This is a genomic window from Labedella endophytica, from assembly GCF_003990045.1.
In the GTDB taxonomy this organism is placed as follows: domain Bacteria; phylum Actinomycetota; class Actinomycetes; order Actinomycetales; family Microbacteriaceae; genus Labedella; species Labedella endophytica.
Genome location: NZ_RZGZ01000001.1, coordinates 101628 through 124546 on the forward strand (window position 1 = coordinate 101628; position 22919 = coordinate 124546).

Annotated in this window: 27 protein-coding genes; 5 read left to right on the plus strand and 22 right to left on the minus strand. The window is 70.2% G+C overall.

Features of this window, described 5'->3' with window-relative positions; translation table 11 throughout:
- Positions 1 to 45: 45 nt before the first annotated feature.
- On the minus strand, positions 46 to 630 hold the full coding sequence (locus ELQ94_RS00450; RefSeq protein ID WP_166404607.1) for a TetR/AcrR family transcriptional regulator: 585 nt from the start codon (positions 628 to 630) through the stop codon (positions 46 to 48).
- Between the two features lie 47 nt (positions 631 to 677).
- Here ELQ94_RS00450 and ELQ94_RS00455 point away from each other — a divergent pair, with 47 nt between their 5' ends.
- Positions 678 to 1838 carry a DUF418 domain-containing protein gene (locus ELQ94_RS00455; protein ID WP_166404608.1) on the plus strand — a complete coding sequence of 387 codons (1161 nt, stop codon included), beginning with the start codon at positions 678 to 680 and terminating at the stop codon, positions 1836 to 1838.
- A 39-nt stretch (positions 1839 to 1877) separates the two neighbouring features.
- Here the strand turns inward: ELQ94_RS00455 and ELQ94_RS00460 are convergent, their stop codons facing one another.
- The 4 genes from ELQ94_RS00460 to ELQ94_RS00475 form a co-directional block, all read right to left on the minus strand.
- Positions 1878 to 4382: a DEAD/DEAH box helicase gene (locus tag ELQ94_RS00460; protein WP_127047206.1), complete on the minus strand. Its 2505-nt coding sequence runs from the start codon at positions 4380 to 4382 to the stop codon at positions 1878 to 1880.
- 281 nt (positions 4383 to 4663) lie between these two features.
- Positions 4664 to 5431, minus strand: a complete 768-nt coding sequence (locus tag ELQ94_RS00465; RefSeq protein WP_208007477.1) for a YqjF family protein — start codon at positions 5429 to 5431, stop codon at positions 4664 to 4666.
- Between the two features lie 110 nt (positions 5432 to 5541).
- Entirely contained in the window at positions 5542 to 6198 is a 657-nt protein-coding gene (locus ELQ94_RS00470; RefSeq protein ID WP_208007479.1) for a class F sortase, read from the minus strand.
- An 11-nt stretch (positions 6199 to 6209) separates the two neighbouring features.
- Complete coding sequence (locus ELQ94_RS00475) at positions 6210 to 6932, minus strand: CHRD domain-containing protein (RefSeq protein WP_127046098.1); 723 nt, start codon at positions 6930 to 6932, stop codon at positions 6210 to 6212.
- A 186-nt stretch (positions 6933 to 7118) separates the two neighbouring features.
- On the opposite strand from ELQ94_RS00475, the gene ELQ94_RS00480 reads away from it, so the two are divergent.
- The gene (locus ELQ94_RS00480) at positions 7119 to 7664 is read left to right on the plus strand and encodes an RNA polymerase sigma factor (protein ID WP_127046100.1); all 546 of its coding nucleotides are present in this window, start codon (positions 7119 to 7121) and stop codon (positions 7662 to 7664) included.
- Complete coding sequence (locus ELQ94_RS00485; RefSeq protein WP_127046102.1) at positions 7657 to 8406, plus strand: hypothetical protein; 750 nt, start codon at positions 7657 to 7659, stop codon at positions 8404 to 8406. Before ELQ94_RS00480 ends, ELQ94_RS00485 begins: the two co-directional genes overlap by 8 nt.
- Before the next feature lie 114 nt (positions 8407 to 8520).
- Here the strand turns inward: ELQ94_RS00485 and ELQ94_RS17170 are convergent, their stop codons facing one another.
- The 12 genes from ELQ94_RS17170 to ELQ94_RS00540 form a co-directional block, all read right to left on the minus strand.
- On the minus strand, positions 8521 to 8697 hold the full coding sequence (locus ELQ94_RS17170; protein WP_166404609.1) for a helix-hairpin-helix domain-containing protein: 177 nt from the start codon (positions 8695 to 8697) through the stop codon (positions 8521 to 8523).
- Positions 8698 to 8881: 184 nt separating this feature from the next.
- Entirely contained in the window at positions 8882 to 9295 is a 414-nt protein-coding gene (locus ELQ94_RS00490; RefSeq protein ID WP_127046104.1) for a hypothetical protein, read from the minus strand.
- A gap of 30 nt (positions 9296 to 9325) precedes the next feature.
- Positions 9326 to 10036 (minus strand): Asp23/Gls24 family envelope stress response protein, encoded by a 711-nt coding sequence (locus tag ELQ94_RS00495; RefSeq protein WP_127046106.1) that lies wholly within the window; start codon positions 10034 to 10036, stop codon positions 9326 to 9328.
- A gap of 106 nt (positions 10037 to 10142) precedes the next feature.
- Entirely contained in the window at positions 10143 to 10316 is a 174-nt protein-coding gene (locus tag ELQ94_RS00500; RefSeq protein ID WP_127046108.1) for a CsbD family protein, read from the minus strand.
- A 62-nt stretch (positions 10317 to 10378) separates the two neighbouring features.
- Positions 10379 to 10981 (minus strand): hypothetical protein, encoded by a 603-nt coding sequence (locus ELQ94_RS00505; protein ID WP_127046110.1) that lies wholly within the window; start codon positions 10979 to 10981, stop codon positions 10379 to 10381.
- Positions 10981 to 11556 carry a hypothetical protein gene (locus tag ELQ94_RS00510; protein ID WP_127046112.1) on the minus strand — a complete coding sequence of 192 codons (576 nt, stop codon included), beginning with the start codon at positions 11554 to 11556 and terminating at the stop codon, positions 10981 to 10983. Before ELQ94_RS00510 ends, ELQ94_RS00505 begins: the two co-directional genes overlap by 1 nt.
- On the minus strand, positions 11553 to 11906 hold the full coding sequence (locus tag ELQ94_RS00515) for a hypothetical protein (protein WP_127046114.1): 354 nt from the start codon (positions 11904 to 11906) through the stop codon (positions 11553 to 11555). Before ELQ94_RS00515 ends, ELQ94_RS00510 begins: the two co-directional genes overlap by 4 nt.
- A complete protein-coding gene (locus ELQ94_RS00520) occupies positions 11903 to 12091 on the minus strand; it encodes a DUF2273 domain-containing protein (protein WP_127046116.1) in 189 nt (62 codons plus the stop codon). The genes ELQ94_RS00515 and ELQ94_RS00520 overlap by 4 nt, the downstream gene beginning before the upstream one ends.
- Entirely contained in the window at positions 12088 to 12507 is a 420-nt protein-coding gene (locus ELQ94_RS00525) for an Asp23/Gls24 family envelope stress response protein (protein ID WP_127046118.1), read from the minus strand. The genes ELQ94_RS00520 and ELQ94_RS00525 overlap by 4 nt, the downstream gene beginning before the upstream one ends.
- A gap of 181 nt (positions 12508 to 12688) precedes the next feature.
- Positions 12689 to 13726: an AraC family transcriptional regulator gene (locus tag ELQ94_RS00530; protein WP_166404610.1), complete on the minus strand. Its 1038-nt coding sequence runs from the start codon at positions 13724 to 13726 to the stop codon at positions 12689 to 12691.
- Positions 13727 to 14005: 279 nt separating this feature from the next.
- Complete coding sequence (locus tag ELQ94_RS00535) at positions 14006 to 14344, minus strand: DUF7882 family protein (protein ID WP_127046122.1); 339 nt, start codon at positions 14342 to 14344, stop codon at positions 14006 to 14008.
- 126 nt (positions 14345 to 14470) lie between these two features.
- Positions 14471 to 14734, minus strand: a complete 264-nt coding sequence (locus ELQ94_RS00540; RefSeq protein WP_127046124.1) for a hypothetical protein — start codon at positions 14732 to 14734, stop codon at positions 14471 to 14473.
- A 245-nt stretch (positions 14735 to 14979) separates the two neighbouring features.
- Here ELQ94_RS00540 and ELQ94_RS00545 point away from each other — a divergent pair, with 245 nt between their 5' ends.
- Positions 14980 to 16314 carry a hemolysin family protein gene (locus tag ELQ94_RS00545; RefSeq protein ID WP_127046126.1) on the plus strand — a complete coding sequence of 445 codons (1335 nt, stop codon included), beginning with the start codon at positions 14980 to 14982 and terminating at the stop codon, positions 16312 to 16314.
- Between the two features lie 132 nt (positions 16315 to 16446).
- Here ELQ94_RS00545 and ELQ94_RS00550 read toward each other — a convergent pair whose 3' ends face one another.
- The 3 genes from ELQ94_RS00550 to ELQ94_RS00560 all read right to left on the minus strand — a co-directional run bounded on the left by ELQ94_RS00550 (position 16447) and on the right by ELQ94_RS00560 (position 19287).
- Complete coding sequence (locus ELQ94_RS00550; RefSeq protein WP_127046128.1) at positions 16447 to 17895, minus strand: MATE family efflux transporter; 1449 nt, start codon at positions 17893 to 17895, stop codon at positions 16447 to 16449.
- Between the two features lie 180 nt (positions 17896 to 18075).
- Positions 18076 to 18513: a MarR family winged helix-turn-helix transcriptional regulator gene (locus tag ELQ94_RS00555; RefSeq protein WP_127046130.1), complete on the minus strand. Its 438-nt coding sequence runs from the start codon at positions 18511 to 18513 to the stop codon at positions 18076 to 18078.
- Between the two features lie 78 nt (positions 18514 to 18591).
- Positions 18592 to 19287: a TetR/AcrR family transcriptional regulator gene (locus ELQ94_RS00560; RefSeq protein WP_127046132.1), complete on the minus strand. Its 696-nt coding sequence runs from the start codon at positions 19285 to 19287 to the stop codon at positions 18592 to 18594.
- Positions 19288 to 19374: 87 nt separating this feature from the next.
- Between ELQ94_RS00560 and ELQ94_RS00565 the strand changes: the two genes are divergently transcribed.
- Positions 19375 to 20232 carry an NAD(P)H-binding protein gene (locus ELQ94_RS00565; protein WP_127046134.1) on the plus strand — a complete coding sequence of 286 codons (858 nt, stop codon included), beginning with the start codon at positions 19375 to 19377 and terminating at the stop codon, positions 20230 to 20232.
- 125 nt (positions 20233 to 20357) lie between these two features.
- On the opposite strand, the gene ELQ94_RS00570 is transcribed toward ELQ94_RS00565, so the two are convergent.
- Positions 20358 to 20642, minus strand: a complete 285-nt coding sequence (locus tag ELQ94_RS00570; protein WP_127046136.1) for a hypothetical protein — start codon at positions 20640 to 20642, stop codon at positions 20358 to 20360.
- A gap of 94 nt (positions 20643 to 20736) precedes the next feature.
- On the minus strand, positions 20737 to 22872 hold the full coding sequence (locus ELQ94_RS00575; protein ID WP_127046138.1) for an alpha-galactosidase: 2136 nt from the start codon (positions 22870 to 22872) through the stop codon (positions 20737 to 20739).
- Positions 22873 to 22919 lie beyond the last annotated feature (47 nt).

Here is a 22919-nt window from a genome sequence, read left to right on the forward strand (position 1 = left end):
TGGAATGGCAACACATTGCGACACCTCCGGAGCGGTGGGCGGGGGTCAGGGGCGGGCGCGCGCGGCGATCGGGGCGAGGGTGGCGTCGATGAGGCGCAGGGCCCGCTCCGTGGTCATGCGGTCCGACTGCTCGGCCGCCCGCGCCACGGCGATGCCGTCGGTGACCGCGAGCACGAGGGCGGCGTCGTCGGCCGTGACCGACGAGTCCGGGAACGCGTCGGTGAGCAGGCGCAGAAGGACGTCCTCGGTACGCGCCCAGTCGCTCGCGTGGATGGCCCGGATGTCCTCATCGGTGCTCGCGCGCGCGGCGAACGACGTCCAGACGACCGCGTCGGCCAGGCCGGCATCCGTGACGCACGAGATCTCGGAGCAGAACACCCGGAGCCGCGCCTCGGCCGACTCCTCGTGCTCCAGCAGGGCGCGGACGCGTGCACGGAACCGGTCGTTCACGGCCGTCATCGCTCCGACGACGAGGGCGTCCCTCGTGGGGAAGTTGTGCTGCACGGAGCCCACAGAGACTCCGGCCTGCGCCGCGACGTTGCGGATGCTCAGGGCATCGCTGCCACGCGACGCCAGCACGGTGACGACGGCGTCGAGGATGATCTCCCTGCTCCCGCGTCGACCGGCCACTGACGTTCCTCTCGCTGACATCCTCACTCGTAGGCTACGGTGAGTTCGTGACCAATACGAACGTATTGTCGACGGGCTCGACCCGCACGGCGCGCATCGCAGCCATCGACGTCCTCCGGGGCATCGCCATCATCGGCACCCTCGGAACGAACATCTGGGTGTTCTCTCACCCGTGGGGACTGCTCGGCATGCTGAGTGCGCCGGTGACGCCCGAGACGCCGGACGCGGCGGCGGTGGTGCAGCTCGTGCTCATGACGCTGGCACAGGGCAAGTTCCTCGCGCTTCTCTCCCTCGTCTTCGGGATGGGGGTCGCCATCCAGCACGGCGCTGCGGTGCGCCGTGGGATGCGCTGGCCCGGCCGCTACCTCTGGCGAGCGACGCTCCTGTTCCTCGACGGAGCGATCAACTACGTGCTCATCGCAGAGTTCGACGTGCTCATGGGGTACGCGGTGACGGGGGCCGTCGTCGCCTACCTGCTGCTCACGAGTCCTCGTGCCCAGCGGGGGATGATCATCATCTTCGGGTCTCTCCACGTGATCGTCATCACCGGCATCGTCGCGGCGATCGTCCTCACCGGAGCGAACGCCGACGCGACGCTTCCCAACGGCCGGAACCCGTACACCGACGGGTCGTTCCTCGACCTCGTGCTCTTCCGCCTCGACAAACTCGTCCTCTTCCGCGCGGAGGCGGTGCTCATCGGGTTCCTCGCGCTCGCGCTCTTCCTCCTCGGAGCTCGCCTCCTCGGCGCCGGCGTGTTCGCGCCGGAGGGTGCGCGACTCCGCCGTCGGCTGCTCGTCGCGGGCGCGATCGCCGTTCCCGTGGACGTCGTTCTCGGGGTCGCCGGTGGCACTGCCGGATTGCTCGCGGAGCGGTACCTCGTGGCGCCCGTCGTCGCCCTGGGGATCCTCGCCCTCGTCGCGGAGCTCAGCCTGCGGCTCGGCACCGACGGCTGGATCTCCCGCCGAGCGCGCGAGGTGGGCCGCGTCGCCCTGAGCGCGTACATGCTCCAGAACCTGCTGGCCGGAGCGCTCTTCTACGGGTGGGGTCTCGGTCTCGCTGAGAGCGCCGCGGACGTGCGCGTGCCGGTCACCGTGGCGGCCTTCGTGGTGCTCACGGCCGTCATCACCGCCCTCGCGCACCTCTGGTTGCGCCGCTTCGAGCTCGGCCCCGTCGAGTGGCTCTGGAAGCGCGCCGCCCAACTCCGCTGAGCCCGACTCCGCTGACACCTCACGGGAGGTAGGGACGGGCTAGAGGGCGGCGACGCGCGTGATGCGGACCACGGCGATGCCCTGCTCCTCGGATTCCGCGAGGTCGACGTCGGCGAAGATGCGCCAGTCGTGGTCGCCGTCCGGGTCGTCGAGGATCTGCTGCACGCGCCAGACGCCCTCGGCCGGCAGCTCCTCGATGTCGACCATGCGGGCGCTGCGGGCGTCGGGACCGGTGCCGATCGACTCGTGCTGCGCGTAGTACGCGTCGAGGGCGTCGCCCCATTCCGCGAGCCCGAACCCGGATGGCCCGTCGAGCTCCATGAGTCCGGTGTCGTCCTCGAGGGCCGCGAGCTGCACCCGCCGCCACAGTTCGTTGCGCACGAGCACGGTGAATGCGCGGCGGTTGCGCAGCACGCTCGGCGGGGGCGGCGGCGCGACGGGAGCCGTCGGGTCGATCGACGGATTGATGAGCTGCTCCCACTCGTCGAGCAGGCTCGAGTCCACCTGGCGCACGAGCTCGCCGAGCCACTCGACGATGTCGAGCAGCTCCTCGCTCTTGAGCTCCTCGGGCACCGAGTGCCGGAGCGCCCGATACGCGTCGCCGAGGTAGCGAAGCACCAGGCCCTCGCTCCGTCCGAGCTGGTAGAGAGAGGTGAACTCGCCGAACGTCATGGCGCGCTCGGCCATGTCCCTCACCACGGACTTCGGCTTCAGCTCGTAGTCGCGCACCCACGGCTGGCTCTGCGCGAAGGTCTCGAAGGCACCGGTCAGCAGCTCCTCGAGCGGTTTCGGGTACGACACCTCCTCGAGCAGCTCCATGCGCTCCTCGTACTCGATGCCGTCGGCCTTCATCGCGCCGATCGCCTCGCCGCGGGCCTTGAACTCCTGCTGCGACAGCACCGGGCGCGGGTTGTCGAGCGTGGCCTCGATGACGCTCACGACGTCGAGGGCGTACTCCGGCGAGGATGTGTCGAGCAGGTCGAGGGCCGCGAGGGCGAAGGGCGAGAGCGGCTGGTTGAGGGCGAAGTCGTGCTGCAGCGGCGCGGTGAGGCGGATGATCGGGCGGAGCGGTGTGCCGTCCTCGGCGGTCTCGCCGTGCACCACCTCGACGACCTCGGCCGTCACGAGCGTGCGGAAGATCTCGATCGCGCGTCGAGCGAGCGCGTACTTCCGCGCCATCGTCTCGTGGCTCCCGAAGATCAGCTCCCGCACGTCGGTGAGGGCGTCGGACCCGCGGGAGATGACACTCATGAGCATCGACGCGGTGATCTGCATACGGCTCGTGAGCGCCTCGGGCTCGGCGACGAGCAGCTTCTCGAAGCTCGGCTCCCCCCAGGACACGAAGCCCTCCGGCGCCTTCTTGCGGATGATCTTCCGCTTCTTCTTCGGGTCGTCCCCGGCCTTCTCGATCTGCTTCGCGTTCTCGATCTCGTGCTCGGGGGCCTGCACCACGACGTAACCCGCGGTGTCGTAGCCGGCACGGCCTGCGCGACCCGCGAGCTGGTGGAACTCGCGCGCCGTGAGCTGCCGCATGCGCGTGCCGTCGTACTTCGTCAGCCCCGTGAGGAGCACGGTGCGGATGGGCACGTTGATCCCCACGCCGAGCGTGTCCGTCCCGCAGATCACGCGCAGGAGGCCCCGCCCGGCGAGCTGCTCGACGAGGCGGCGGTACTTCGGCAGCATGCCCGCGTGGTGCACGCCGATGCCCGAGCGCACGAGGCGGCTGAGCGAGGTGCCGAACGTCGTCGTGAAGCGGAAGCCGCCGATCGCGTCGGCGATCTCGTCGCGCGCCTCACGCGAGATCATCTTGATGCTCGTGAGGGCCTGCGCCCGCTCCATCGCCGCGGCCTGCGAGAAGTGCACGATGTACACGGGGGCCTTGTCGGTGTGGAGCAGCTCCTCGACCGTCTCGTGTACGGGCATCCGCTCGTATTCGTGGTGCAGGGGGACGGGCCGGTCGACGCCCGTGACCTTCGCGACCGGCCTGCCGGTGCGGCGCTCGAGGTCGTCGGCGATGTCGGTCACATCGCCGAGTGTCGCGGACATGAGCACGAAGCGGGCGCGGGGCAACGTGAGCAGCGGCACCTGCCAGGCCCAGCCGCGGTCGGCGTCCGCGTAGTAGTGGAACTCGTCCATGATGACGAGGTCGACGAGCGCCTCCTCGCCGTGGCGCAGGGCGAGGTTCGCGAGGATCTCCGCCGTGCAGCAGATGATGGGGGCATCGGCGTTCACGGAGGTGTCGCCCGTGACCATGCCGACGTTCTCGGCACCGAAGACGTCGACGAGCTGGAAGAACTTCTCGCTCACCAGGGCCTTGATCGGCGCCGTGTAGTAGCTGCGCTCGCCGTGGGCCGTGGCGACGGCGTGCGCCGCGATCGCGACGAGCGACTTGCCGCTGCCCGTGGTGGTCGAGAGGACGAGGTTCGAGCCGGTGACGATCTCGAGCACCGCCTCCTCCTGCGCGGGGTAGAGCGCGGTGCCGCGCTCCTCCGCCCATTCCGCGAACGCGGTGTACGCGGCGTCCGGATCGTCGTCCGTCGGCATGCGTTCGAGGAGGGAGGTCACGGTACGACGCTAGTCGCTCCGGCCGAGGCCACGTTCCCTGGCGGTGTGCGCTTCCCAAGTCCGGTCGGACGTTCTCCGCCCGCTCACCGATGCGCTGCAGCTTCTGCCCGTTGCGCTGCAGCTATTGGTGAGCTCTGCAGCAGATTCTGTAGCGCTCACCAGAACCTGCAGCGCACCTCGGGGTGAAGGAGTGGAGGAGGGCCGACGGGAAGGAGCGGAGGGGTCTGCCGGAACAACGAGGAGGCTGGGGTATCCCGAGGTCAGGCGCGGCGCGGGGCGGAGAAGAGGGTGTCGACGCCGGGGGAGTAGAGGACGGAGTCCGGGGCGCGGGCCGCGAGATGTGGGAAACCGGCGACGGCGAGGAGGTCGTCGCGGAAGTGGACGAGCTCCGCGCGCTGGAGTGGCCACGGCTCGTGGGAATTGCGGCTGTACGTGGTGCGGCCCAGGTGGCGCTCGTGGAACGCCCAACGCGCGGTGAGGAAGTCGGCGAGCGGGTCGTCGTGCACGGGTTCCTCGCGGACGCGCGCGACGAGGTGCGTCGCCGGGAAGCCGGGGCCGAAGCGGCGGGAGCGGTACGCGACGAGGTCGCCGCGTCGTCCGAGCGACATTCGCGCCCACTGATAGTTGAGCCCGAAGGCCGCCTGTGCGGCGAGCACGGGGAGCAGGTGGGAGGCCTCGAGGGAGGAGAAGACCACGCCGCGGCGCCCGGCATCATCCACGGAGTAGTGGCGCACGTTGATCTCGGGGAAGGTGCCGAGCCACGGGATGCTCGGTCCGCCGAAGAACGAGGTGCGCGACATCTGGAACGCGATCACGCCGACCCAGGCACTGCCGTCGAACACGTCCGGTCGGGTGCCCGCAGGGAGGTGCGGGGTGACCTCGTCCGGGTCGACGCGCCAGTGCACGAAGGTCGCGTCGCTCCAGCGCTGCGACAGGATCCGTTGCCCGGGCAGCGGCGGCGCGACGGTGCTGATCTGCTCGGTCGCGCCGGCGGTGTGGGCATGCTCGGTCGCGGAACTGTCGTCCATGCGCCGAGCATCGCAGACGGCGACCGGATCGGCCGAGCCTTGCGCTCATCTCCCGTGAGGTGTCGGAATCTGTTGCCGTTCCGGGTCCGGAGGCAACGGATTGCGACACCTCAGGGGAGTCGGGCGGTGGCGAAGACGACGCGGTTGTCGTCGTAGTGGCCGGAGTCCGCGTCGAAGAAGCCGCCGCACGTGATGAGGCGGAGCTCGTCGGCGAGCGTCGCGCCGAAGACGCGGGTCGTGGGGAAGTCGTCCTTCGGGAAGTCCGCGACCTCGGTGACGACGTACGTCACGACGGCGCCGTCGACATCGGTCACGTCGACCTCGTCGCCTGGAACGAGTTCGTGCAGACGGAAGAAGACCGCCGGGGCCGTGACGGAATCGACGTGACCGGCGATCACCGTCGGGCCGCGTCCGCCGGGCATGCCGCCGCCGGTGAACCAGCCCACGTCGTCGAAGTCGCTCGGCACCTCCATCTTCCCCTCGGCGTCGATGCCGAGGTCGATGAGGGATTCGTCGAGGCCGATCGCCGGGGCGGAGACGGACGCGGGCGGGCGTCCCTCCGCGAGCGCGGTCGGATCGGATGTCGTGGTCGGCGACGGTGTCGCGGTGGTGCTCGGTGTCATCTCCGTCGAAGCCGCGGGGGTCGGGTCGGCGGCCGGCACGGACCGCGGAGCCGCCGCGCAGCCCGTGACGATCATCACGGACAGCGCGGCGGCGGCGAGTCCCGGACGGGCACGCCGGTGAAGCGGCGCACCCGTCCGAGTCATGGGGGAGTGGATCACGCCTGCGCGCGGCGCCGACGGATCACGAAGGCGGCGGCGGCGAGGGCGCCGAGCGCCGTCACGCCACCCGCGGCGGCGAGGGCGGTGGTGTCACCCGTGGCGGCCTCAGCGGCCGTTCCACCGGCTCCCGTGTCGATGCCGTCGACGGGGATCTGCGAGAGCTGCCCGCGCACGACGCCGGCCGGGAAGCTCGCAGTGTGCGAGTCGCCCGTGAACGCGGCGGGGTCGGCCTCGATCTGGGCGAGGGTGAAGCCCTCGCCCGTGTCGGTTCCGGCGTCGCTCTCGATGCCTGTCGTGAACGGTCCCTGCAGGCAGCCGCTGCTCGTGCGCTCGCCGCTGCCGTCGTCGACGGGGTTCGGGAACGCGATACGCGGCGGGCCGGGCTCGCCGAGGGCGGCCTGGTGGATGTGCGTCGCGGTCTTGGCGGGGCTCTCGTACTCGCCCGTCACGCCCGTGAGGACGATGTCGTAGCAGATGATCTCCTCGTCGGAGTTGATGCGGAACGTGAAGGTGCCGCTCGCACCCTCCTCGCCGGCGGCGACGTCGCCGTCGGCGTTGATGACCTGGTCGGGCGTCGCCATCACGGTGAACGCGCTCGTGAAGGAGTCGGGCTCGGACACCTCGGTCTCGGCGTGCGCGGGGGACGCCGCCACGAGGGCGAGCGCCACGGCGGCGCCTCCGGCCACGGTCAGGTTGCGGGAAATTCGCTTCGTCGTCATGATTCCTCGTTCTCTGGGCTCGCGGCATCCGGTCGGACGCGGCTTCTCCAGGTGATACGTCCGCGAGGCGGCATGCGTTCATCGCCTTTCGAGAAAACTTCCGGCCGCGTTGAACGGGGGCGCCTCCGGCGGCGTATCCCCCGGTGGAGCGCGACCCGCGCTCGCTTAGGGTGGAGGGGCACGCAGATGACGGTCATGACGACGCGTCCGACACCGGAGTGGAGTGCGATGGGCGCGGTGGAGTCGGAGTTCGACCTCTCGGTCGCGTTCGCCGAGCACGGTCCGTCGCTCCTGGGCTTCGCGGTCAATGCGCTGCGTGATCGCCCGCTCGCGGAGGACTGCGTGCAGGAGACGTTCCTGCGCGCGTGGCGCTCGCGGTCCGGCTTCGACGCCGATCGCGGCAGTGCGCGCACGTGGCTCTTCACGATCGAGCGGAACGTCATCCTCGACGTGTACCGCGCCCGGCGGCGCACGCCCACGCTCGTTCCCGCCGAGCATGCGGGCGAGCTCGCCGCGGAGGAGAGCGATCCCCTCGAGCGGCTCCGGATCGTTGAGGCGCTCGCGCGGGTGAGCCCGGAGCAGCGGGAGGCCGTCGTGGCCGTTCATCTCACGGGACTGACCTATCAGGAGTTCTCCGACGCGTCGGGGGTTCCCGTCGCGACGCTCCGCACACGTGTCTTCTACGCACTCCGCGCCATGCGCGGGCATCTCGAGGGAGTGGACAATGACTGACGACGTCACCGATCGACGCGCGGAACTCATCGCCGCCGCGCTCGCGTCCGAGCTGACCCCGGACGAGGTCGCCGAGCTCGATGCCCTCCGCGCCGAGGACCCGACCATCGACGCGGACCTCGCCGACTTCGGGGTGATCCTCGGTTCCGTACGATCCGTCGAGATGTGGGACGAGGACGCACCGACGTCCGAGCTCGCTGCGCGGGTGGCGGGGATCGCCGACGACACGAGTGCGTCCGAGCAGGGGGCAGATGCCTCCGTGGTCGCGCCCGTCGACCGTGCGGGGGACGGATCCCGGCGCCGACCGACTCGCGTGGGTCGATTCGCGTTCGCCGCGGCGGCGGCCGCGGCCTGCGTCGCGATCGGGGTCGGCGGTGGCGTGATGCTCGCCACCCCCGCCGCGCCGCCGAGCGGACCGGCCGGCGCTCTCGGTGCTGTCGAGAGCGTCTCCTTCGACGGGGAGCCCGCGGGTGTCGAGGTCGACGGTGATGTCATCGCCCACACGTGGGGAACGGAGACGGTGCTCACGATCGACGGGCTCCCGGTCGGCGACGTCTACGACGTGATCGTGCTCGACGGGTCGGGCCGGGAGTGGAGTGCCGGGACCTTTCTCGGCTCCGAGGTGACGATCGACTGCACGATGAACGCGTCCGTTCTGCGTCCCGATGCCGTGCAGGTGCAGGTGCGGGCGGCCGACGGGACCAAGGTCGCGACCGCCGCGCTCCCCTCCGTCGCCGGCTGAGCCCGCCCGTCCCGCGCGCTCCGCGACGTGCGGACATTCGCGCCCGAATCGGCCGGTCGGACGACGAATGTCCGCGCATCGGGCCCGGTGACGACGAAAGTCTGCACGTCGGCGCTATGTGGGAGGAGGGGCCGAGTCGCGGAGAATGCGGACGGCCTTCGGGCCGACACCTTGAAGGTCGAGGAGCTCGGCGTCGCTCAACCGCACGGCGGCCGACAGCGCCGTGATGCCGGCCGCCACGAGCGCGTTCGTCGCGGCTCGGCCGATCCCCCGGGGCAGCTCGTCGACCATTCCCCTAGTCTGCCGTCCCGTGCAGTGGTCGAGGTGTCGCACACGGCTCGCCCTGTCTGTTACCCGATCCTCCGTGAAACTGCGTACGCAAAAGCCGACCGCGGGTGAAATTTCACACGCGGTCGGCCGTCGCGTACGCAAAACCCTCCGGAGGGGACAGGCGAGGGAGGGGACGAGGGGGGCGTCAGCCGCCCGTGACGCGGGCGACGAGGTCCAGGATGAACGGGACCACGTCCCCCGCCTGGTCGACGCCGGCGAGCGCGACCGCGAGGAGCGGCCAGAGCGACACGAGTAGTGCCGAGATGGCCGCCGCGACGGACAGCACCCAGGCGAGGGCGCCGTTGCGGGATCGCGCGGCCAGCAGCAGGAAGAGCAGCGCGAGCACGTAGCCGATGAGGAGCGCGACCACGATGCTGCCGACCGGCACATCGAGGGCGCCGACCGTGGCTCCGTCCGCCGCCCCGATGAGGCCGAGGACCGGGAGCAGCACCCCGAGCGCGATGAGGACGACCACGACGAGGCCTGTCACGGCGGCGGCCCAGACCGCGCGGGGCCGCGGGCGGCCACCGGACGAGACGGAACGGCGGAAGAACGACATGTCGATGCTCCTTCGGTGCGCGGGATCGGGCTACTCGGAACCGGGGTGGCGGTCCGAGGGCTCGACCGGGTCGAACGGGCCGTGCACATCGGTGACGGTGACGTCGATGTCGACGGGGCCGTCGTGACGACCCTCGAGGACGGAGGCGACGTCGGCACGGACCGAGTCCGCGACCTCGGTCACGATGGCCGGGTACTCGGCGACGAGCGAGACGGCCACGTTCAGGACGTCGTCGTCCTCGAGGACGTTGACGCCGGGGATGGAGGTGCGGCCGAGCAGGCTCGCTCGTGCGCTGTCGACGGCGCGGGCGGCGGGTGAACCGAGGGCGTGCACGCCGGGAACCGTCGATGCGGCGTCGGCGATCGCCTGGGCGAGCACCTCGGATTCGGGTTCAAATTCGGAGGAGAACTCGAGGTCAACGACGGGGCTGTCCGTAGTGGCGGGGCCGTCCACGGTGGGTCGAGGAGTGACCTCGGCGGTGTCCCGGCTCGGACGCGCGGCAGTGTCCTCGCCGATGAACCGCTCTGTCGCCACCGCGCCCACAGCGGATGCGTCGGCACCGGTCGCCGCGTTCCCGGTGGCATCGGATCCCGCGACTCGGGTCCCGCCGTCGTGGGTCTCGATCCTGCGCACCGCGTCCTCGTCGGGCGGAACGGGCACGAGCACCGTGGGGTGATCGTGATGGACCTCTGCGGGGGTGGGGATGTGAGGTCCCCCACCGTGCGTCGCGTCGTCGGTCATGTCGTCCTCCTCGCACCGCCGCGGCGATGCATCGGTCGTTCAGTCGATGGGATGGATGCGGCCCGCGCTCCGAGAGGAGCGGGGCCGCATACCGGGTCGTGCGTGGTTACTTCTTGAAGACGTCCTTGACGTCCTCGACCGTGCCGCGGGCCTGTCCCTTGGTCTGGTCGGCCTTGCCTTCGGCGACGAGCTTGTCGTTGTCCGTCGCGTTGCCGATGGCCTCCTTGGCCTTGCCGGTGACGTTCTCGGCGGCGGCCTTGATCTTGTCTGCAGCACTCATGATGGGTGTCCTTTCGTTGTGACCGTGGCGTAGGAGCCACGGGATGGGATGGGTGGGGTGGGTCAGGCGACCCTGTTGGTGCCGGCGAACTTCGTGCGGAGTCCGCTGACGATCTGGATGACGATCGGGGTCGACGTGCCCAGCACGGCGTCCCACTCGGCCACGGCCGCATCGATCGAGCGACGCAGTTCCACGGGGGAGGCCCCGCGGCGAGCGTGCGCGGTGAGACGCAGCGTGTTCTCGTTCTTGACGCGGAAGCCCGCGACGTCCACGGACACGACGTCCGGGTTACGGGTGATGGCCTCTTCGAGGACCTGCGCCGCGACCTTCACGTCGAGCGTGACGCCGCCGCCGCTCGGAGCCTTCCGCGAGGAGGCCTCGTCGATCCGCAGCAGCGTGCCGGTGTGGCCGCGCCCCTGGCGGAAGACGAACCACAGCAGGCTCACGATGAGCAGCACGGCCGCGACGGCCGCCACCCAGAGGATCCATGGCTGCGCGTCGAGCGCGTCGGTCGCGGGACCGACGGCGCTCTCTGCTCCGTCGCTGATCGTCGACTGCGCGTCGGGCAGCAACGCCCCGACGGACACGGCGGCTCCGGCCGCCAGGACGACGAGTCCTGCGACGAAGACGAACAGACGGTTGAGGAATCGGTTGGTGGAGTTCATCAGCCCACGGTTCCCTTCTCGGACAGCCGCACCGTTGCGCGCAGCGCCGGTCGGTAGTCGTAGGTGGCGAGTTCCGCGTCGACCGCCTCCTGGATCTCCCGGGTGTTCAGCGTGCGACCGCTCGTCCGCGTGATCTCCACGCGGGCACGACGGGCGCCCACGCTGACGGTGACCTGCGACGGGTCGACGTCGCCGGCGTACGACGCGGTGTTCGCGAGCGACTGTGCGATCACGCGGTCGTCCACAATGGCGGCGGTGCGATCGATCGTCGCGCCCCGGCGCCCCCGGCGGGCCGGGGCGAGGGACATCACGATCAGGACCAGGCCGACGACCGCGACCACGGCGCCGAGGGCGACGAGGAGCGGGGCCGGTGCTGCCGCCGCGCTGAGGACGGCGGTGACCGCGTCCTGCGGGGCGACGAGGAGCGCCGGCTGACCGATCGCGGCGAGGACCGACTCGGTTCCGAGCCAGGCCAGAACCACAACGAGCACGATGGCGATGGTGATCGCGAGGCCGGAGCGCGGCGAGTGCGTCTCGCGACGAACCACGCGGCGGTAGAGCGCCGGGTTGCTCATGACACTCTCCTTCGTTCATCGAGCTGTGCGCCGGTGATGTGCAGGTCGACGCGGGTGATGGTGGATCCGGTGAGGTGCAGGCACCGTTCGCGAATGGTGGACTGTGCGCGTGAGAGGCGTTCGAGGACCGTGCCGTGGCGCCGGGCGTCGACCCCGAGGGGGGAGACGTGGATCGGTGCGCTCGCGATGACCGTGAGGTCGCCGCGGGCGTCGGAGAGGTCGACGGACACCTCCGACGCCCGCACGCCGAGCTCCTCCGCGGTGACGGCCGACACGACGCGACGCACGGCCCGGGAGCTGATCGTGTTGCGACCACGCACGGCCTGCTGGGCCGTCACCGCCGCGGTCACGACGACCGCCGCCCGCGGAGGGCGTCGGCGACGCTGCGCAGGTCGAGCTTGCCTTCGAGCACGCGTCCGACGCCGTAGCCGACGAGGACGAACAGGGCGACGAGGACCATGCTCCAGAACCCGAACGCGACGGCCGCGAGCGCCAGCACGGCCCCGATCAGCATGCCCCGGTCGGTGGCGCTCACTGGACGCGGCTCTCGTCGGCGTCGTCGTTGTCGTCGGACGGGATGAAGACGTCGGAGACGGTGACGTTCACCTCGGTGACGTCCATGCCGACGACGTTCGCGATCGCGTCCGTGACGCTGCGACGCACGTCGTCGGCGACGCGCTGGAGGTCGACGGGGTACTCGGCGACGATCGTGATGTCGGCGGCGACCTGCTTCTCACCCACCTCGACCGAGACGCCCTGGCCGCGGTCCTGCGCGTTGATGGCGTTGCGGATGGCGCCGATGGCACGGGCCGCTCCGCCGCCGAGGTCGTGCACGCCGGGGACCTCACGGGCGGCGATGCCGGCGACCTTCTGAACGACGCCGTCGGCGATCGTGTTCTTGCCGGTGGCGGTCGTCGCGGCGTAGGTCGTGGTGTCGGTGACGTTCGACATGGTGTTTCTCCTTCTGGGTGTTTCTCGGGTGGCGCAGGTCGGGTGCCCGGCTGCGGTAGCCCTGCTGTGTGCCGGGCGACATCAGTAAGACGCATTCATAGGCATGAACCTCACGTTCACTCAGCGAACTCACATGTTGCTGTTCCCGATGCGCAGATTTCGGATATTCGAGGTGGTTGCGTCAACGACGCAGAGTGTCTCGCGGGTGCTCGCCGAAGCGGGAGCGGTAGGCGGCCGAGAACCGGCCGAGGTGGCCGAAGCCCCACTGCTGGGCGACCGCCGCGACGGTCGTCTCGTCGGTCGAGAGGCCGGCGAGGGCCGTGTGCGTCCGGTCGAGTCGGATGTCTCGCAGGTACGCCGTCGGCGACGTGTCGAGGTGCCGGTTGAGGTGATGTTGCAGGGTCCGCGTGTGCAGCCCGGCGGCTCGCGCTGCGTCGGCCGGGGTGACGGGTTCGTGAGCGTGGTGGTGGAGGTATTCGAGCGCGAGACGTGTCCGGGCGAGGGACGGTTCCCGGAGAACGGGAGGCACGTCGATCCCGAACCACGGGAACAGCTGCAGGAACGAGCGGGCGAGGGACCGCTGCGCGGCGAGCCGCAGGATCGGCGACGCGACGGGGCTCACGAGATCCTCGGTGGCCGCCGATACGGCGACCCGCCATTGCGCGATCCCGTCGTCGCTCGGCATCGCGTCATGGTCGAACGACACGGCCTGTGCGGGCCCGGCGTGGAACTCCGTCGCGATGTCCTCGAGGAACGCCGGGGCGAAGTGGACGAGGTTCTGGTGGTGCGGCCCGAAGGAGAAGGCGAACCTCTGCTCGGAGGGAAGGAGGAACGGCGTCGTGGCCTTCAGGGACGTCGGGTGGTTGCGGCGGGTGAGCTCACCGCCTCCGGATCGGAACCACGAGACGACGTAGTCGCGCAGGTGGGGGACCTCTCCGCTGAGGTGTCCCGTGAGAGTGGAGGTCCGGAGGGAGACACGGTCGTCGCCGACGGAGGCGTAGCGGAACGAGAACGGTTCGGTCCCGCGGTGCACGGCGAAGCGCTGGCCGTCGTACGCGTCCTGGTAGGTCTGACGGGCTTCGTCCACGTCCTCACCGACGACGGTGGACCGTGCGAGCGGTGCCTCGCTCGTGATCGACGAGGCGGTGGCGCCGGTCGTCGGGTCGGTGTCGGGTTCTCGGTCCGTTTCGGGTTCGGGTGCGAGGAAATAGTGCTGCATGGTCGTCCTTGGTGGGAAAGGGGGCCTGTCGTGGCACGAGGCGGGCCCCCAGGGCCCCGCCGCTTTCCGTGTCACTACAGAGACGAACCGTGAGCAGGATTCGTCACGGATCACGCACATATTCGTCACCGCGTTTCGCGCGGATTCACCCCAGAACGCGTCACAGCACGCGAGTGCGCACGGATGCCGTCGACCCGACCGACGCGACGACCGGGAAGATCACCGGTCTCGGTGGGCAGGATGACCGACTGCCCGCCAGAGGAGCACTCGGACTCGATGTCAGATGTGGCTGCGCGGCGGCGCGGTCTTCCCGGTCGTCGAGTTCGGTTCCGCGGTGAAGACGAGGCCGGAACCGCTGTTGGCGGAGGTCGTGAGGATGATGAGCCACTCGCGGTTGATGGCCGGCAGGCGGCGGTGGTCGTAAGCGAAGTAGAGGGGAATGGACGCGTCCATCCACACGCTCGACCGCCCGTTCCCCACGGTGGGATCGTCGGTCCAGGAGAAAAAGAAGCTCTCGTGACGCCGGAGCTTGTTCCCGATCACGATCTGCAGGTGGGCGAGAGTGCGGTCCTCGATCGTGATGTCGAGCTCCGCGTCGGCGTAGACCAGTTTTCCCATGCGGACTCGTCTCCGATTCGTGACCGGACGAATGCACGTGGCAGGAAGCCGGCCGCCCGGCCGGGCTCAGACTGTCAGCGTCCTGTCATGAAGTCCACAGACCCGGACGGATGCACAGGGAGCGACCTACAGGTCGTAGCCGTCGAGGCCGAAGGGCTCGGAGACGTCGCCGGTGTCGCGCTCGTCCTCTTCGACCTCGGATTCCTCTAAGATCACGGGCAGTCCCGGAGAGACGAGGACCCAGATCCGGCGGTTGCCGAACACGATGAAGTCGACGAACGCACCCCCTGCGTGGATGGCCGCGACCATCGCCTCTCGCAACTCCTCGACCGGGTGTCCCTGTGCCATGGTGTAGGACTTCGTCCCGACGGTCGCTGTATAGCGCTTCACGATGTCCCCATTTCGTCGCGAGTAACGCTAGCGGCCCCCGATGCGCGATGTCGAGCGGGTCGATCTCCCAGCGCCCCGACGGCGGGGCGATCTGCGTGGAGTCGCTGAGGGCAAGCCAGGCGTTTTCCGAGCGGGAGTCCCTATCCTGAGGGGATGACACGCACCGTCGACCCCTCGTCCGACTGCCATAATTCCCGCGCCCGGGTGACCCCGGGCGCGCTCCACTGCCCGCAGGAGGTCGGCCGATGAACGGCGACCTCCTTCTGAACATCGGCCTGGTGGTCCTCTTCGTCCTGATCGGCGGGGTCTTCGCCGCCACCGAGATGGCGCTCGTCACGCTCCGCGAGAGTCAGGTGAACGGCCTGGCTCAGCGCGGGAAGCGCGGCGAGAAGGTCGCAGGCCTCGCCCGGAACCCCAATACGTTCCTCTCAGCGGTGCAGATCGGCGTCACCGTGGCCGGATTCGCGTCCGCCGCGTTCGGTGCCTCGTCGATCGCGCCGTTCGTCTCACCGTTGTTCATCGCGTTGGGTCTCAGCGAGCAGGCCGCGTCGACCGTCGCGACGCTCGTGCTCACCCTGGCGATCGCTTACCTCTCGCTCGTGCTCGGGGAGCTCGCCCCGAAGCGCCTCGCGATCCAGCGCAATGCACAGTTCGCCTACGCCGTCGCGCCCGTGCTCAGCCGCTTCGCCACGCTCATGCGGCCCGTGATCTGGCTGCTCTCGATCTCCACGAACGCGGTCGTCCGGCTGCTCGGCGGAGACCCGAACAAGTCGAGCGACGAGCTCTCCGACGAGGAGCTGCGCGACATCGTCACGAGCCACGAGGGGCTGCCCGAGGACGAGCGCCGCATCCTCGACGACGTGCTCTCCCTGCGTGACCGCCAGATCAGCGAAGTCATGCGGCCGCGTCCCGAGGTCGTGGCCCTCGACGGCGCCGGCACGATCGCCGAGGCCGTGGAGCGCGTCCAGGACCAGCCGTTCTCCCGCTACCCCGTGGTCGACCAGTCGATCGACGACATCACCGGTTTCGTGCACGTCCGCGACCTCTTCGACGCCGCGTCGGTGGACGCCTCCCGTCCGCTCAACACGGTGTCCCGCGACATCCCGTACCTGCCGGCGAGTGCGCGCGTGCTCCCGACGCTCACGGGGATGCGCGCCAAGAACCAGCAGATCGCGGTCGTCGTGGACGAGTACGGCGGAACCGACGGCATCGTCACGCTCGAGGACCTCGTGGAGGAGGTCGTCGGTGAGATCTTCGACGAGTACGACACGGACCTCGCTCCGAGCGCGCTCGCCGAGGACGGCGGTCTCGTGGACGGCCGACTCAACCTCCAGGACTTCGAGGAGGCCACGGGCCTCGACGTCCCTCGCGGCACGTGGGACACGGTCGCGGGCTTCGTCCTCGAACGCCTCGGCCGCCTCGCGACCGTGGGCGACACCGTCGAGCTCGAGGGCGCGACGATCCAGGTCACGGCGATGGATCGCCGCCGCATCTCGGAGCTCCTCGTCACGAAGACCCCGGCCGCCGATCCGGACGCCCCGTCCGACGTGAACGAGCCGGACTCGCCCGCTTCCGCCTGACCGCACCCCCACCTCCCGTGAGGTGTCGCATTCTGTCGCCTGATCGGTCGGTGAGGCAACAGATTGTGACACCTCACGGACGTTCGTCGGGTCATCGGCGGAGGTGCATGGGGCGATCGGCCGGTCGAGCGCTCACGCGGCGGTGAGTGCCTCCTCCGTGCTGTCCTGGCTTCCAGCATCGAGACCGCGGTCGATCACGCGGCGGAGGGCGAGCCACAGGCCGACGCCGACGAGGAGCATGACGACCTCCGTGAGGGTGAGGGCCCAGATGATGCCGGCGAGCCCGAACCACAGGTTGCCGAGGATCACCACGGGTATGAAGAGAACACCCTGCGTCACCGACATGACGGCGGCGGGAACGGCCCGCCCCGTTGCCTGGAAGAACGAGATGAGGAGACCGACGAAGCCGTGCGCGACCATCGCGACGAGCTGGGCCGTGAGGACCGTCACCCCGGTCGCACGCACCCCGGTATCACTCGAGAAGACCGAGACCACGTGTTCACCGAAGCTGATGAGGAGGACCGACGCGAGTACGCCGATGCCTCCCACGACGATCGCCGAGGTGCGGAAGGCGCCGCTGAGCCGCGACCGATCTCCCTTGCCGTACGCGTAGGCGAGCAGGGGTAGTACGCCGAGCGTGATGCCCATGAGTAGGAACTCCGGCACCTGCGCGATGCGCACGGCGACACCCATGGCAGCGATAGCGCCGTCCCCGTATACGACGGCGAGGTTGTTCAGCACGAGCGCCGTCACGATGAGGAAGCCGGACTGCATCAGCTCGCTCGCGCCCACGCCGAGCACGGGGCGCAGGATGCGCGGCGCGAGGGTGAACCATCGCGGGGAGACTCTCAGATTCTCGCTGTGGCGTGCGAGCCACACGGCGAAGTACGTTACGACCACGACGTTGGCGAGGCCGACAGCGAGGGCGGCTCCGGCGACGCCCCAGCCGAGTACCAGGACGAAGAGGACGTCGAACACGACGTTGGCGACCGTCGATGCGATGATCGCGACGAGCACTTGCCGTGCAGCGCCTTCGGCCCGTACGAGCTGCTCGAGGCAGAATGCGGCGGCGAGCACGGGGACGAACGCGAGCAGGACGCCGACGAAGGCGCGTGTCGCGTCGGCGGCGTCCGCATCGGCGCCGAGCAGTGCGACGAGCGGATCGAGCAGCGCGAGCCCGATCACACCCAGGACGAGCCCCACGATGGCGGCACCCCACACCGAGAAGGCCCCGACGTGCTTGATGTCGTCGGCGGCGCGCGGATCGTTCTCGGATGCCCCGAGCAGTCGCGAGACGAGTGCGCCACCTCCCGTACCGAACACCCCGCCGACGCCCATGACGAGCCCGAGCACGGGGGCACCGAGCGTCACCGCGGCGAGGAGGGCTGTGTCGTGGAGGGACCCGATGAAGCCGGCGTTGATGACGTTGTAGACGGCGCCCACGATCATCGCGGCGACCATCGGGATGCACAGGTGGACGAGGGCGCTGAGGATCGGCGCCGACGACAGGTACCAGCGGTTGTCCCGGTCGGGACGGACGGCGGGGATCGTGGGCGTGGTGTTGCGGGGTTCGGTGCTCATGGCTGCTCCTTTCCGGGCAGGCTGGCGCGCGCCGGCGACTGTCGGCGCGCGGAGGCGCGCGAGGGCGCGCCGAGGATCGCCGCGGGTGTCCCGGTGCTCGGGCGCGGCGAGACCGTGAGTGGCACGGCGAGTGCTCGCCGTGGCCCGATCAGCGGGGAGCCGGGTTATGACGTGCCGGGCTCAGCGGCGGGGCTGGGGGAGTTCGGCCGTGATCTTCTTCAAGAGGGCGAGGAGCGTTGCGCGCTCGTCGCCGTCGAGGGGGGCGAGTATGGCGTCGTCGGTCGCGGCCATGGCGTCCTCGAAGCCGGAGATGAGTTCGGCCCCCGCGGGGGTCGCGTACACGCGTTTGCGGCGTTCGTCTCCGTCCTCGGTGCGGCGCTCGACGAGGTCGCGGCGTTCGAGACCCTGGAGGAGGCTCGAGACGCTCGCGGCGCTCGTGCGACTGACCGCGGCGATGTCTCGTTGGATGGAACCGGGATTGTCGACGAGATATCCGAGGACGAAGGCCTGTTCATGGCTGAGCTCTCGGGCGCGGATCCAGTCCTCACCGGACTTTTTCTGGGCCCATCCGATCCAGCGGACGAGCTCGAGACTGCTGGTGAATTCCGGTTCCTTCATGGTTAGAAACCTAACTGTTAGATATCAAACTGTCAACAGGCCGGCCGCGATCGAATGCGGGAGGGGGTTCGGGTGGGCTCAATGAGTGCGAGATTGTGCCAGGCGGTCGAGCCACTCGCCCAGGAGGAGGCGTTCCGCCGGGGAGAGAGTGCCTGAGTCGTCGAGGTGTGCGGAGAGTGTGACCGCGGCTGTTGCGGCCGTCATGGGCGCGGCGGGGACGTCCGACGCCGTGATCGCCGCGATCGCGGCTTCGCGGGCGATGGGCGCGATGTCCGGGTCGCGTTCCTCATCCGGCGTATCGAGCAGCGTGAGGGTGACTCCGAGCGCGGTCGCGCGGAGCACTCCGACGGCATGCTCCTGACTCACGCGCAGGCGGCCGGCGCGTGCGGCGCGGTCGATCTTCGCGCGCAACAGGTCCTGTCCTTCGGTGAGCGACGGCGACGGTGTCGGATCCGCGTTCACGATCCGATACAGGGCCGGGTGGTGCAGTCCGAACTGGACCGCGTCGTTCCAGCCCTCCCGGAGGTCGTCGACCGGATCGGCGACCGGCGCGCGAGTGCCCTTCCGCTCCACCCAGTCGGCGAAGCCGCGTTCAGCAGCCGCCGCGAGGAGCCCGCGCATGTCGCCGAAGAGCCGATAGATGGCCGGGGCCTGTGCGCCGGCCCGGGCCACGACGGCGCGTGTCGTGACGGCGTCCGTGCCACCCTCGTCGAGAAGCTCGAGCACCGCGGACAGGATACGTTCGCGGGTCGATTCTCGCTCGTCGGAAACCATGTTCACATGCTACCCAATCGGTGGTAGCGTCGCTATTACGCCGCTAACAGATGCGCGTTAGCGCCGATAACAAGAGAGGGTCGGGACATGATCGTCATCACAGGAGCCACCGGACGATTGGGCGGGGCGGTCCTTCGGGAGCTGCTCGCCCGCATCCCCGCGGACGAACTCGGAATCAGCACCACCTCGCCCGGAGCGCTGCAGGAGGCCGCCGATCGCGGTATCCGCGTCCGCCGCGGCGACTACGACGATCCGGCCTCGCTCGCCCACGCCTTCGACGGCGCCGACCGCGTTCTGCTCGTGTCGGCCCCGCGGATCGGCGAGGCGGCCACCACGGCGCACCGGATCGCGATCGACGCGGCCCGTGACGCCGGGGTCGACCGGCTGTTCTACACGAGCCACGTCGGCGCCGACGCCCTCTCCCCCTTTCCTCCGGCCGTGACGCACGCCGCGACCGAGGTGATGCTCCGCGAGAGCGGTGTTCCGTTCACCGCGGTGCGCAACGGCTTCTATGCGGATACCCCGGTCCGCCTCGTCCAGGACGCCGTCGCGCAGGGTGAGTTGCGACTGCCGGCGGACGGTCCGGTGTCGTGGACGACGCATGACGACCTCGCACCCGCGATCGCCGCGCTCCTGCTCGATCCCGCGATCGACGACACCGTCGTGAACCTCACGGCGAGAGCTGCCGTGGACGCTGACGGACTCGCCGCGATCGCTTCGACGATCGCAGGCCGTCCGATCCCGCTCCGCCGTGTCGGTGACGAGGACTACCGCGCGGCGCTGCTCGCGGACGGCGTGCCCGAGGTGGGCGCCCACATGTCGCTCGCGATCTTCCAGGCCGCGCGACAGCGGCGCTTCGGGATCGTAGATCCGAGGCTCGAGTCGCTCATCGGCCGCCCGTCCCGCACGCTGGAGGATGTGGTCACGGCAGTCGTCGGCGGCTGACCGTCTCCGCCGCGGAGACGCTCCAGCGAGCGTGCGCCGTTCCCCGAGCGCACCGATCGGCGCCGGCTCCGGAAGGGGGATGCTTCGACACGCTCAGCGACCGAGTGGGCTGCAGTGCGTGACCGTCAGCGGCCGATGGGGCGCTGCTTCCCTGCCTCGGCCCCGTGCTCGGCCTCGAAGGCGCGGAGGCGGCGCGTCGCTCTGAGGGCGCGGACGGCGCTGATCGCCGCGAGCGCCAGCGAGACACCCGCGAGGAGCCAGGCCAGGAGAGGATCGTTCGCCTCGCCGACGGCCCGGGCGATGCCGGAGGCCGCGATCAGGAGCGCGAGAACGGTCATCACGATCCCGTAGGTCCGATCGCGCGTGATCGCCATCCGCTGCTGGATCAGTGATGGCGTCGGATCGGACATGGTCCCGACGCTACCCGACCCCACCTCCCGTGAGGTGTCGCATTCTGTCGCCTGATCGGTCGGTGAGGCAGCAGATTGTGACACCTCACGGAGGTTAGGGGGCGGTGGTGAGTTCGATGAGGACGGCGTGCTGGGGGAAGAGGATGGGGCGCTGCAGGCCCACCGTCATCAGGGTGCGGCCCGAGAGGGTCACTCCGTCTTCTGCCCACGCGAGCGGCGACTGGCCCGGGCCGAGGATGCGCGGCAGCGGGTACGGCGCACGCACCGTGTATCGGCGCTCCGGGTCGAGGCCGGCGAACGTGAAGCGGCCGGGGGGGTGGGCGACGCCCGTCGTCACCTGGGTGAGCGCGAAGAGGGCCCACGAGCCGTCGGGCGAGACCGCGCCGCGCACGTCGAGCGCCGCGTCGGTCGTGTCGACGTGGACCGTGCGGGCGGTGTGGAACCGGTCGCGCCACTGCTTATGCGCCGTGATCCAGTCGCCCAGGTGGGCGCGCTCGGCTTCGCTCGCCTCGCGGATGTCCCACTCGACGCCGAAGTGCCCGAAGATCGCGCCGATGGCGCGGGTGTCGAGGCCGAGGGTGCGGCCGGTGGAGTGGGACGTGGGGCCGCTCACGTGCTCGCCCATGAGTTCCGGTGGGAGGAGCAGGCCGGTGTAGCGCTGGATGTCGAGGCGCTCGATGGGGTCGATGCAGTCGCTCGTCCACACGCGGTCGGTGTGCTCGAGGATGCCGAGGTCGATGCGCGCGCCGCCCGAGGCGCACGACTCGATCTCGAGCCCGGGGTGACGACGGCGCAGCTCCGCGAGCAGCGCGTAGAGCGCGGTCGTCGCCGTGTGGACGCCCGGCCCCCGCGTGGTGGATGACGCCCCGTCCACGACGTCGCGGTTGTGATCCCACTTGATGTAGGCGATGTCGAGCTCCTCGACGAGGGAGCTCATTCGCTCGAGCAGGTAGGCGGAGACCGCGGGGTTCGCGATGTCGAGCACGTACTGCTGGCGGCCGGGCAGAGGGGTGCGACCGGCGACGGCGAGCAGCCAATCGGGGTGCTCGCGGGCGAGGTCGCTGTCGAGGTTCGTCATCTCCGGCTCGAACCACAGCCCGAATTCGAGCCCGAGCGAGCGGACGTGATCCGCGAGCGGCCGGAGCCCGTCCGGCCAGATCGTCTCGTCGACGAACCAGTCGCCGAGGGAGGTCGTGTCGTCGCGGCGGCCGTGGAACCAGCCGTCGTCGAGGACGAAGCGTTCCGCGCCGATCTCCGCGGCCACGTCGGCGAGCTCCGCGAGGCTCGCGTAGCTCTGGTCGAAGTACACGGCCTCCCACGTGTTGAGCGTGACGGGTCGAGGGCGGGCCGGATGACTCGGCCGCGCGCGCACGTGCTCGTGCAGTCGGGCGGACAGTTCGTTGAGCCCGTCACCCCACGAGCCGTAGACGGTGGGCGTGGCGTACGACTCGCCCGGGGCGAGGACGACCTCGCCGGACTGCAGCAGTTCTCCGCCCGAGAGGAGCGTCTCGCCCGTCGGGCGCTTCTCGGCGCGCACGACGTGGTTGCCGCTCCAGCCGACGTGCATCGCGTGGGCGAGCCCGCGCTCGAACCCGAAACCGGGCTCGCCCGCGACGAGGAGGAGGGTCGCGTCGGCGCCCGGTCGGCCGCGGTGGCTCGAGCGCTCGTGCGTGCCGATCGTGAACGCGTGCCGCTGCGGGGACCGCTCGTGGAGGTGGCGCCCCGTGGTGTCGAGGATCTCGCGCGCGGACGGGGGGACCGGAAGGGTCACGACGAGTTCGTCGAGGGTGTACTCGTCGGCTCCCGCATTCCGGAGCTCGATCGTGCTCGTGACGACCCCACTCGCGCCGATCGCGATGCGGATGACGGCCGCGAGGTGCGCTCCCTCGTCCTCGGCGTGGACGACGGCGCTCGCCGCCTGCGTGTCCACCTCGAGGCCCGTGGTCCGGAGCGCTGGGGCGAAGTCGAGGCCGCCGGCGCGGTGGCCGCGCAGGCCCGGCCCGCCGAACCACCCGTCGGCGTTCTGCGGGATGAGGGCGAGGGGCGCGGGGTCGTCGAGCCCGCCGGACGCACGCTGTGGCACGGACGCCGTGACGAGATCGGAGAGCTCCGCGTCGGAGACGGGACCGAGGTCCTCGCCCCACCAGAGGATGGTCGGGAGGGCGGGGGCGAGGTCGATGACCAGGCTCGTCCCGCCGCGCCGGAGGTGGAGCGGTTCGCGTCGATGCATGACTTATTTCTATGGCAGAAAAAAAGTCGCGTCAAGTTGCGTCGACA

Excerpts from the sequence above, each read along its gene's own strand:
- ELQ94_RS00460 (WP_127047206.1), bottom strand. The coding sequence starts at position 4,382 with ATGCCGACGGACGACGATCCGGACGCCGCGTACACCGCGTTCGCGGAA.
- ELQ94_RS00465 (WP_208007477.1), bottom strand. The coding sequence starts at position 5,431 with ATGGACGACAGTTCCGCGACCGAGCATGCCCACACCGCCGGCGCGACC.
- ELQ94_RS00470 (WP_208007479.1), bottom strand. The coding sequence starts at position 6,198 with ATGACTCGGACGGGTGCGCCGCTTCACCGGCGTGCCCGTCCGGGACTC.
- ELQ94_RS00475 (WP_127046098.1), bottom strand. The coding sequence starts at position 6,932 with ATGACGACGAAGCGAATTTCCCGCAACCTGACCGTGGCCGGAGGCGCC.
- ELQ94_RS00480 (WP_127046100.1), top strand. The coding sequence starts at position 7,119 with ATGACGGTCATGACGACGCGTCCGACACCGGAGTGGAGTGCGATGGGC.
- ELQ94_RS00485 (WP_127046102.1), top strand. The coding sequence starts at position 7,657 with ATGACTGACGACGTCACCGATCGACGCGCGGAACTCATCGCCGCCGCG.
- ELQ94_RS17170 (WP_166404609.1), bottom strand. The coding sequence starts at position 8,697 with ATGGTCGACGAGCTGCCCCGGGGGATCGGCCGAGCCGCGACGAACGCG.
- ELQ94_RS00490 (WP_127046104.1), bottom strand. The coding sequence starts at position 9,295 with ATGTCGTTCTTCCGCCGTTCCGTCTCGTCCGGTGGCCGCCCGCGGCCC.
- ELQ94_RS00495 (WP_127046106.1), bottom strand. The coding sequence starts at position 10,036 with ATGACCGACGACGCGACGCACGGTGGGGGACCTCACATCCCCACCCCC.
- ELQ94_RS00500 (WP_127046108.1), bottom strand. The coding sequence starts at position 10,316 with ATGAGTGCTGCAGACAAGATCAAGGCCGCCGCCGAGAACGTCACCGGC.
- ELQ94_RS00505 (WP_127046110.1), bottom strand. The coding sequence starts at position 10,981 with ATGAACTCCACCAACCGATTCCTCAACCGTCTGTTCGTCTTCGTCGCA.
- ELQ94_RS00510 (WP_127046112.1), bottom strand. The coding sequence starts at position 11,556 with ATGAGCAACCCGGCGCTCTACCGCCGCGTGGTTCGTCGCGAGACGCAC.
- ELQ94_RS00525 (WP_127046118.1), bottom strand. The coding sequence starts at position 12,507 with ATGTCGAACGTCACCGACACCACGACCTACGCCGCGACGACCGCCACC.
- ELQ94_RS00530 (WP_166404610.1), bottom strand. The coding sequence starts at position 13,726 with ATGCAGCACTATTTCCTCGCACCCGAACCCGAAACGGACCGAGAACCC.
- ELQ94_RS00535 (WP_127046122.1), bottom strand. The coding sequence starts at position 14,344 with ATGGGAAAACTGGTCTACGCCGACGCGGAGCTCGACATCACGATCGAG.
- ELQ94_RS00545 (WP_127046126.1), top strand. The coding sequence starts at position 14,980 with ATGAACGGCGACCTCCTTCTGAACATCGGCCTGGTGGTCCTCTTCGTC.
- ELQ94_RS00550 (WP_127046128.1), bottom strand. The coding sequence starts at position 17,895 with ATGAGCACCGAACCCCGCAACACCACGCCCACGATCCCCGCCGTCCGT.
- ELQ94_RS00555 (WP_127046130.1), bottom strand. The coding sequence starts at position 18,513 with ATGAAGGAACCGGAATTCACCAGCAGTCTCGAGCTCGTCCGCTGGATC.
- ELQ94_RS00560 (WP_127046132.1), bottom strand. The coding sequence starts at position 19,287 with ATGGTTTCCGACGAGCGAGAATCGACCCGCGAACGTATCCTGTCCGCG.
- ELQ94_RS00565 (WP_127046134.1), top strand. The coding sequence starts at position 19,375 with ATGATCGTCATCACAGGAGCCACCGGACGATTGGGCGGGGCGGTCCTT.
- ELQ94_RS00570 (WP_127046136.1), bottom strand. The coding sequence starts at position 20,642 with ATGTCCGATCCGACGCCATCACTGATCCAGCAGCGGATGGCGATCACG.
- ELQ94_RS00575 (WP_127046138.1), bottom strand. The coding sequence starts at position 22,872 with ATGCATCGACGCGAACCGCTCCACCTCCGGCGCGGCGGGACGAGCCTG.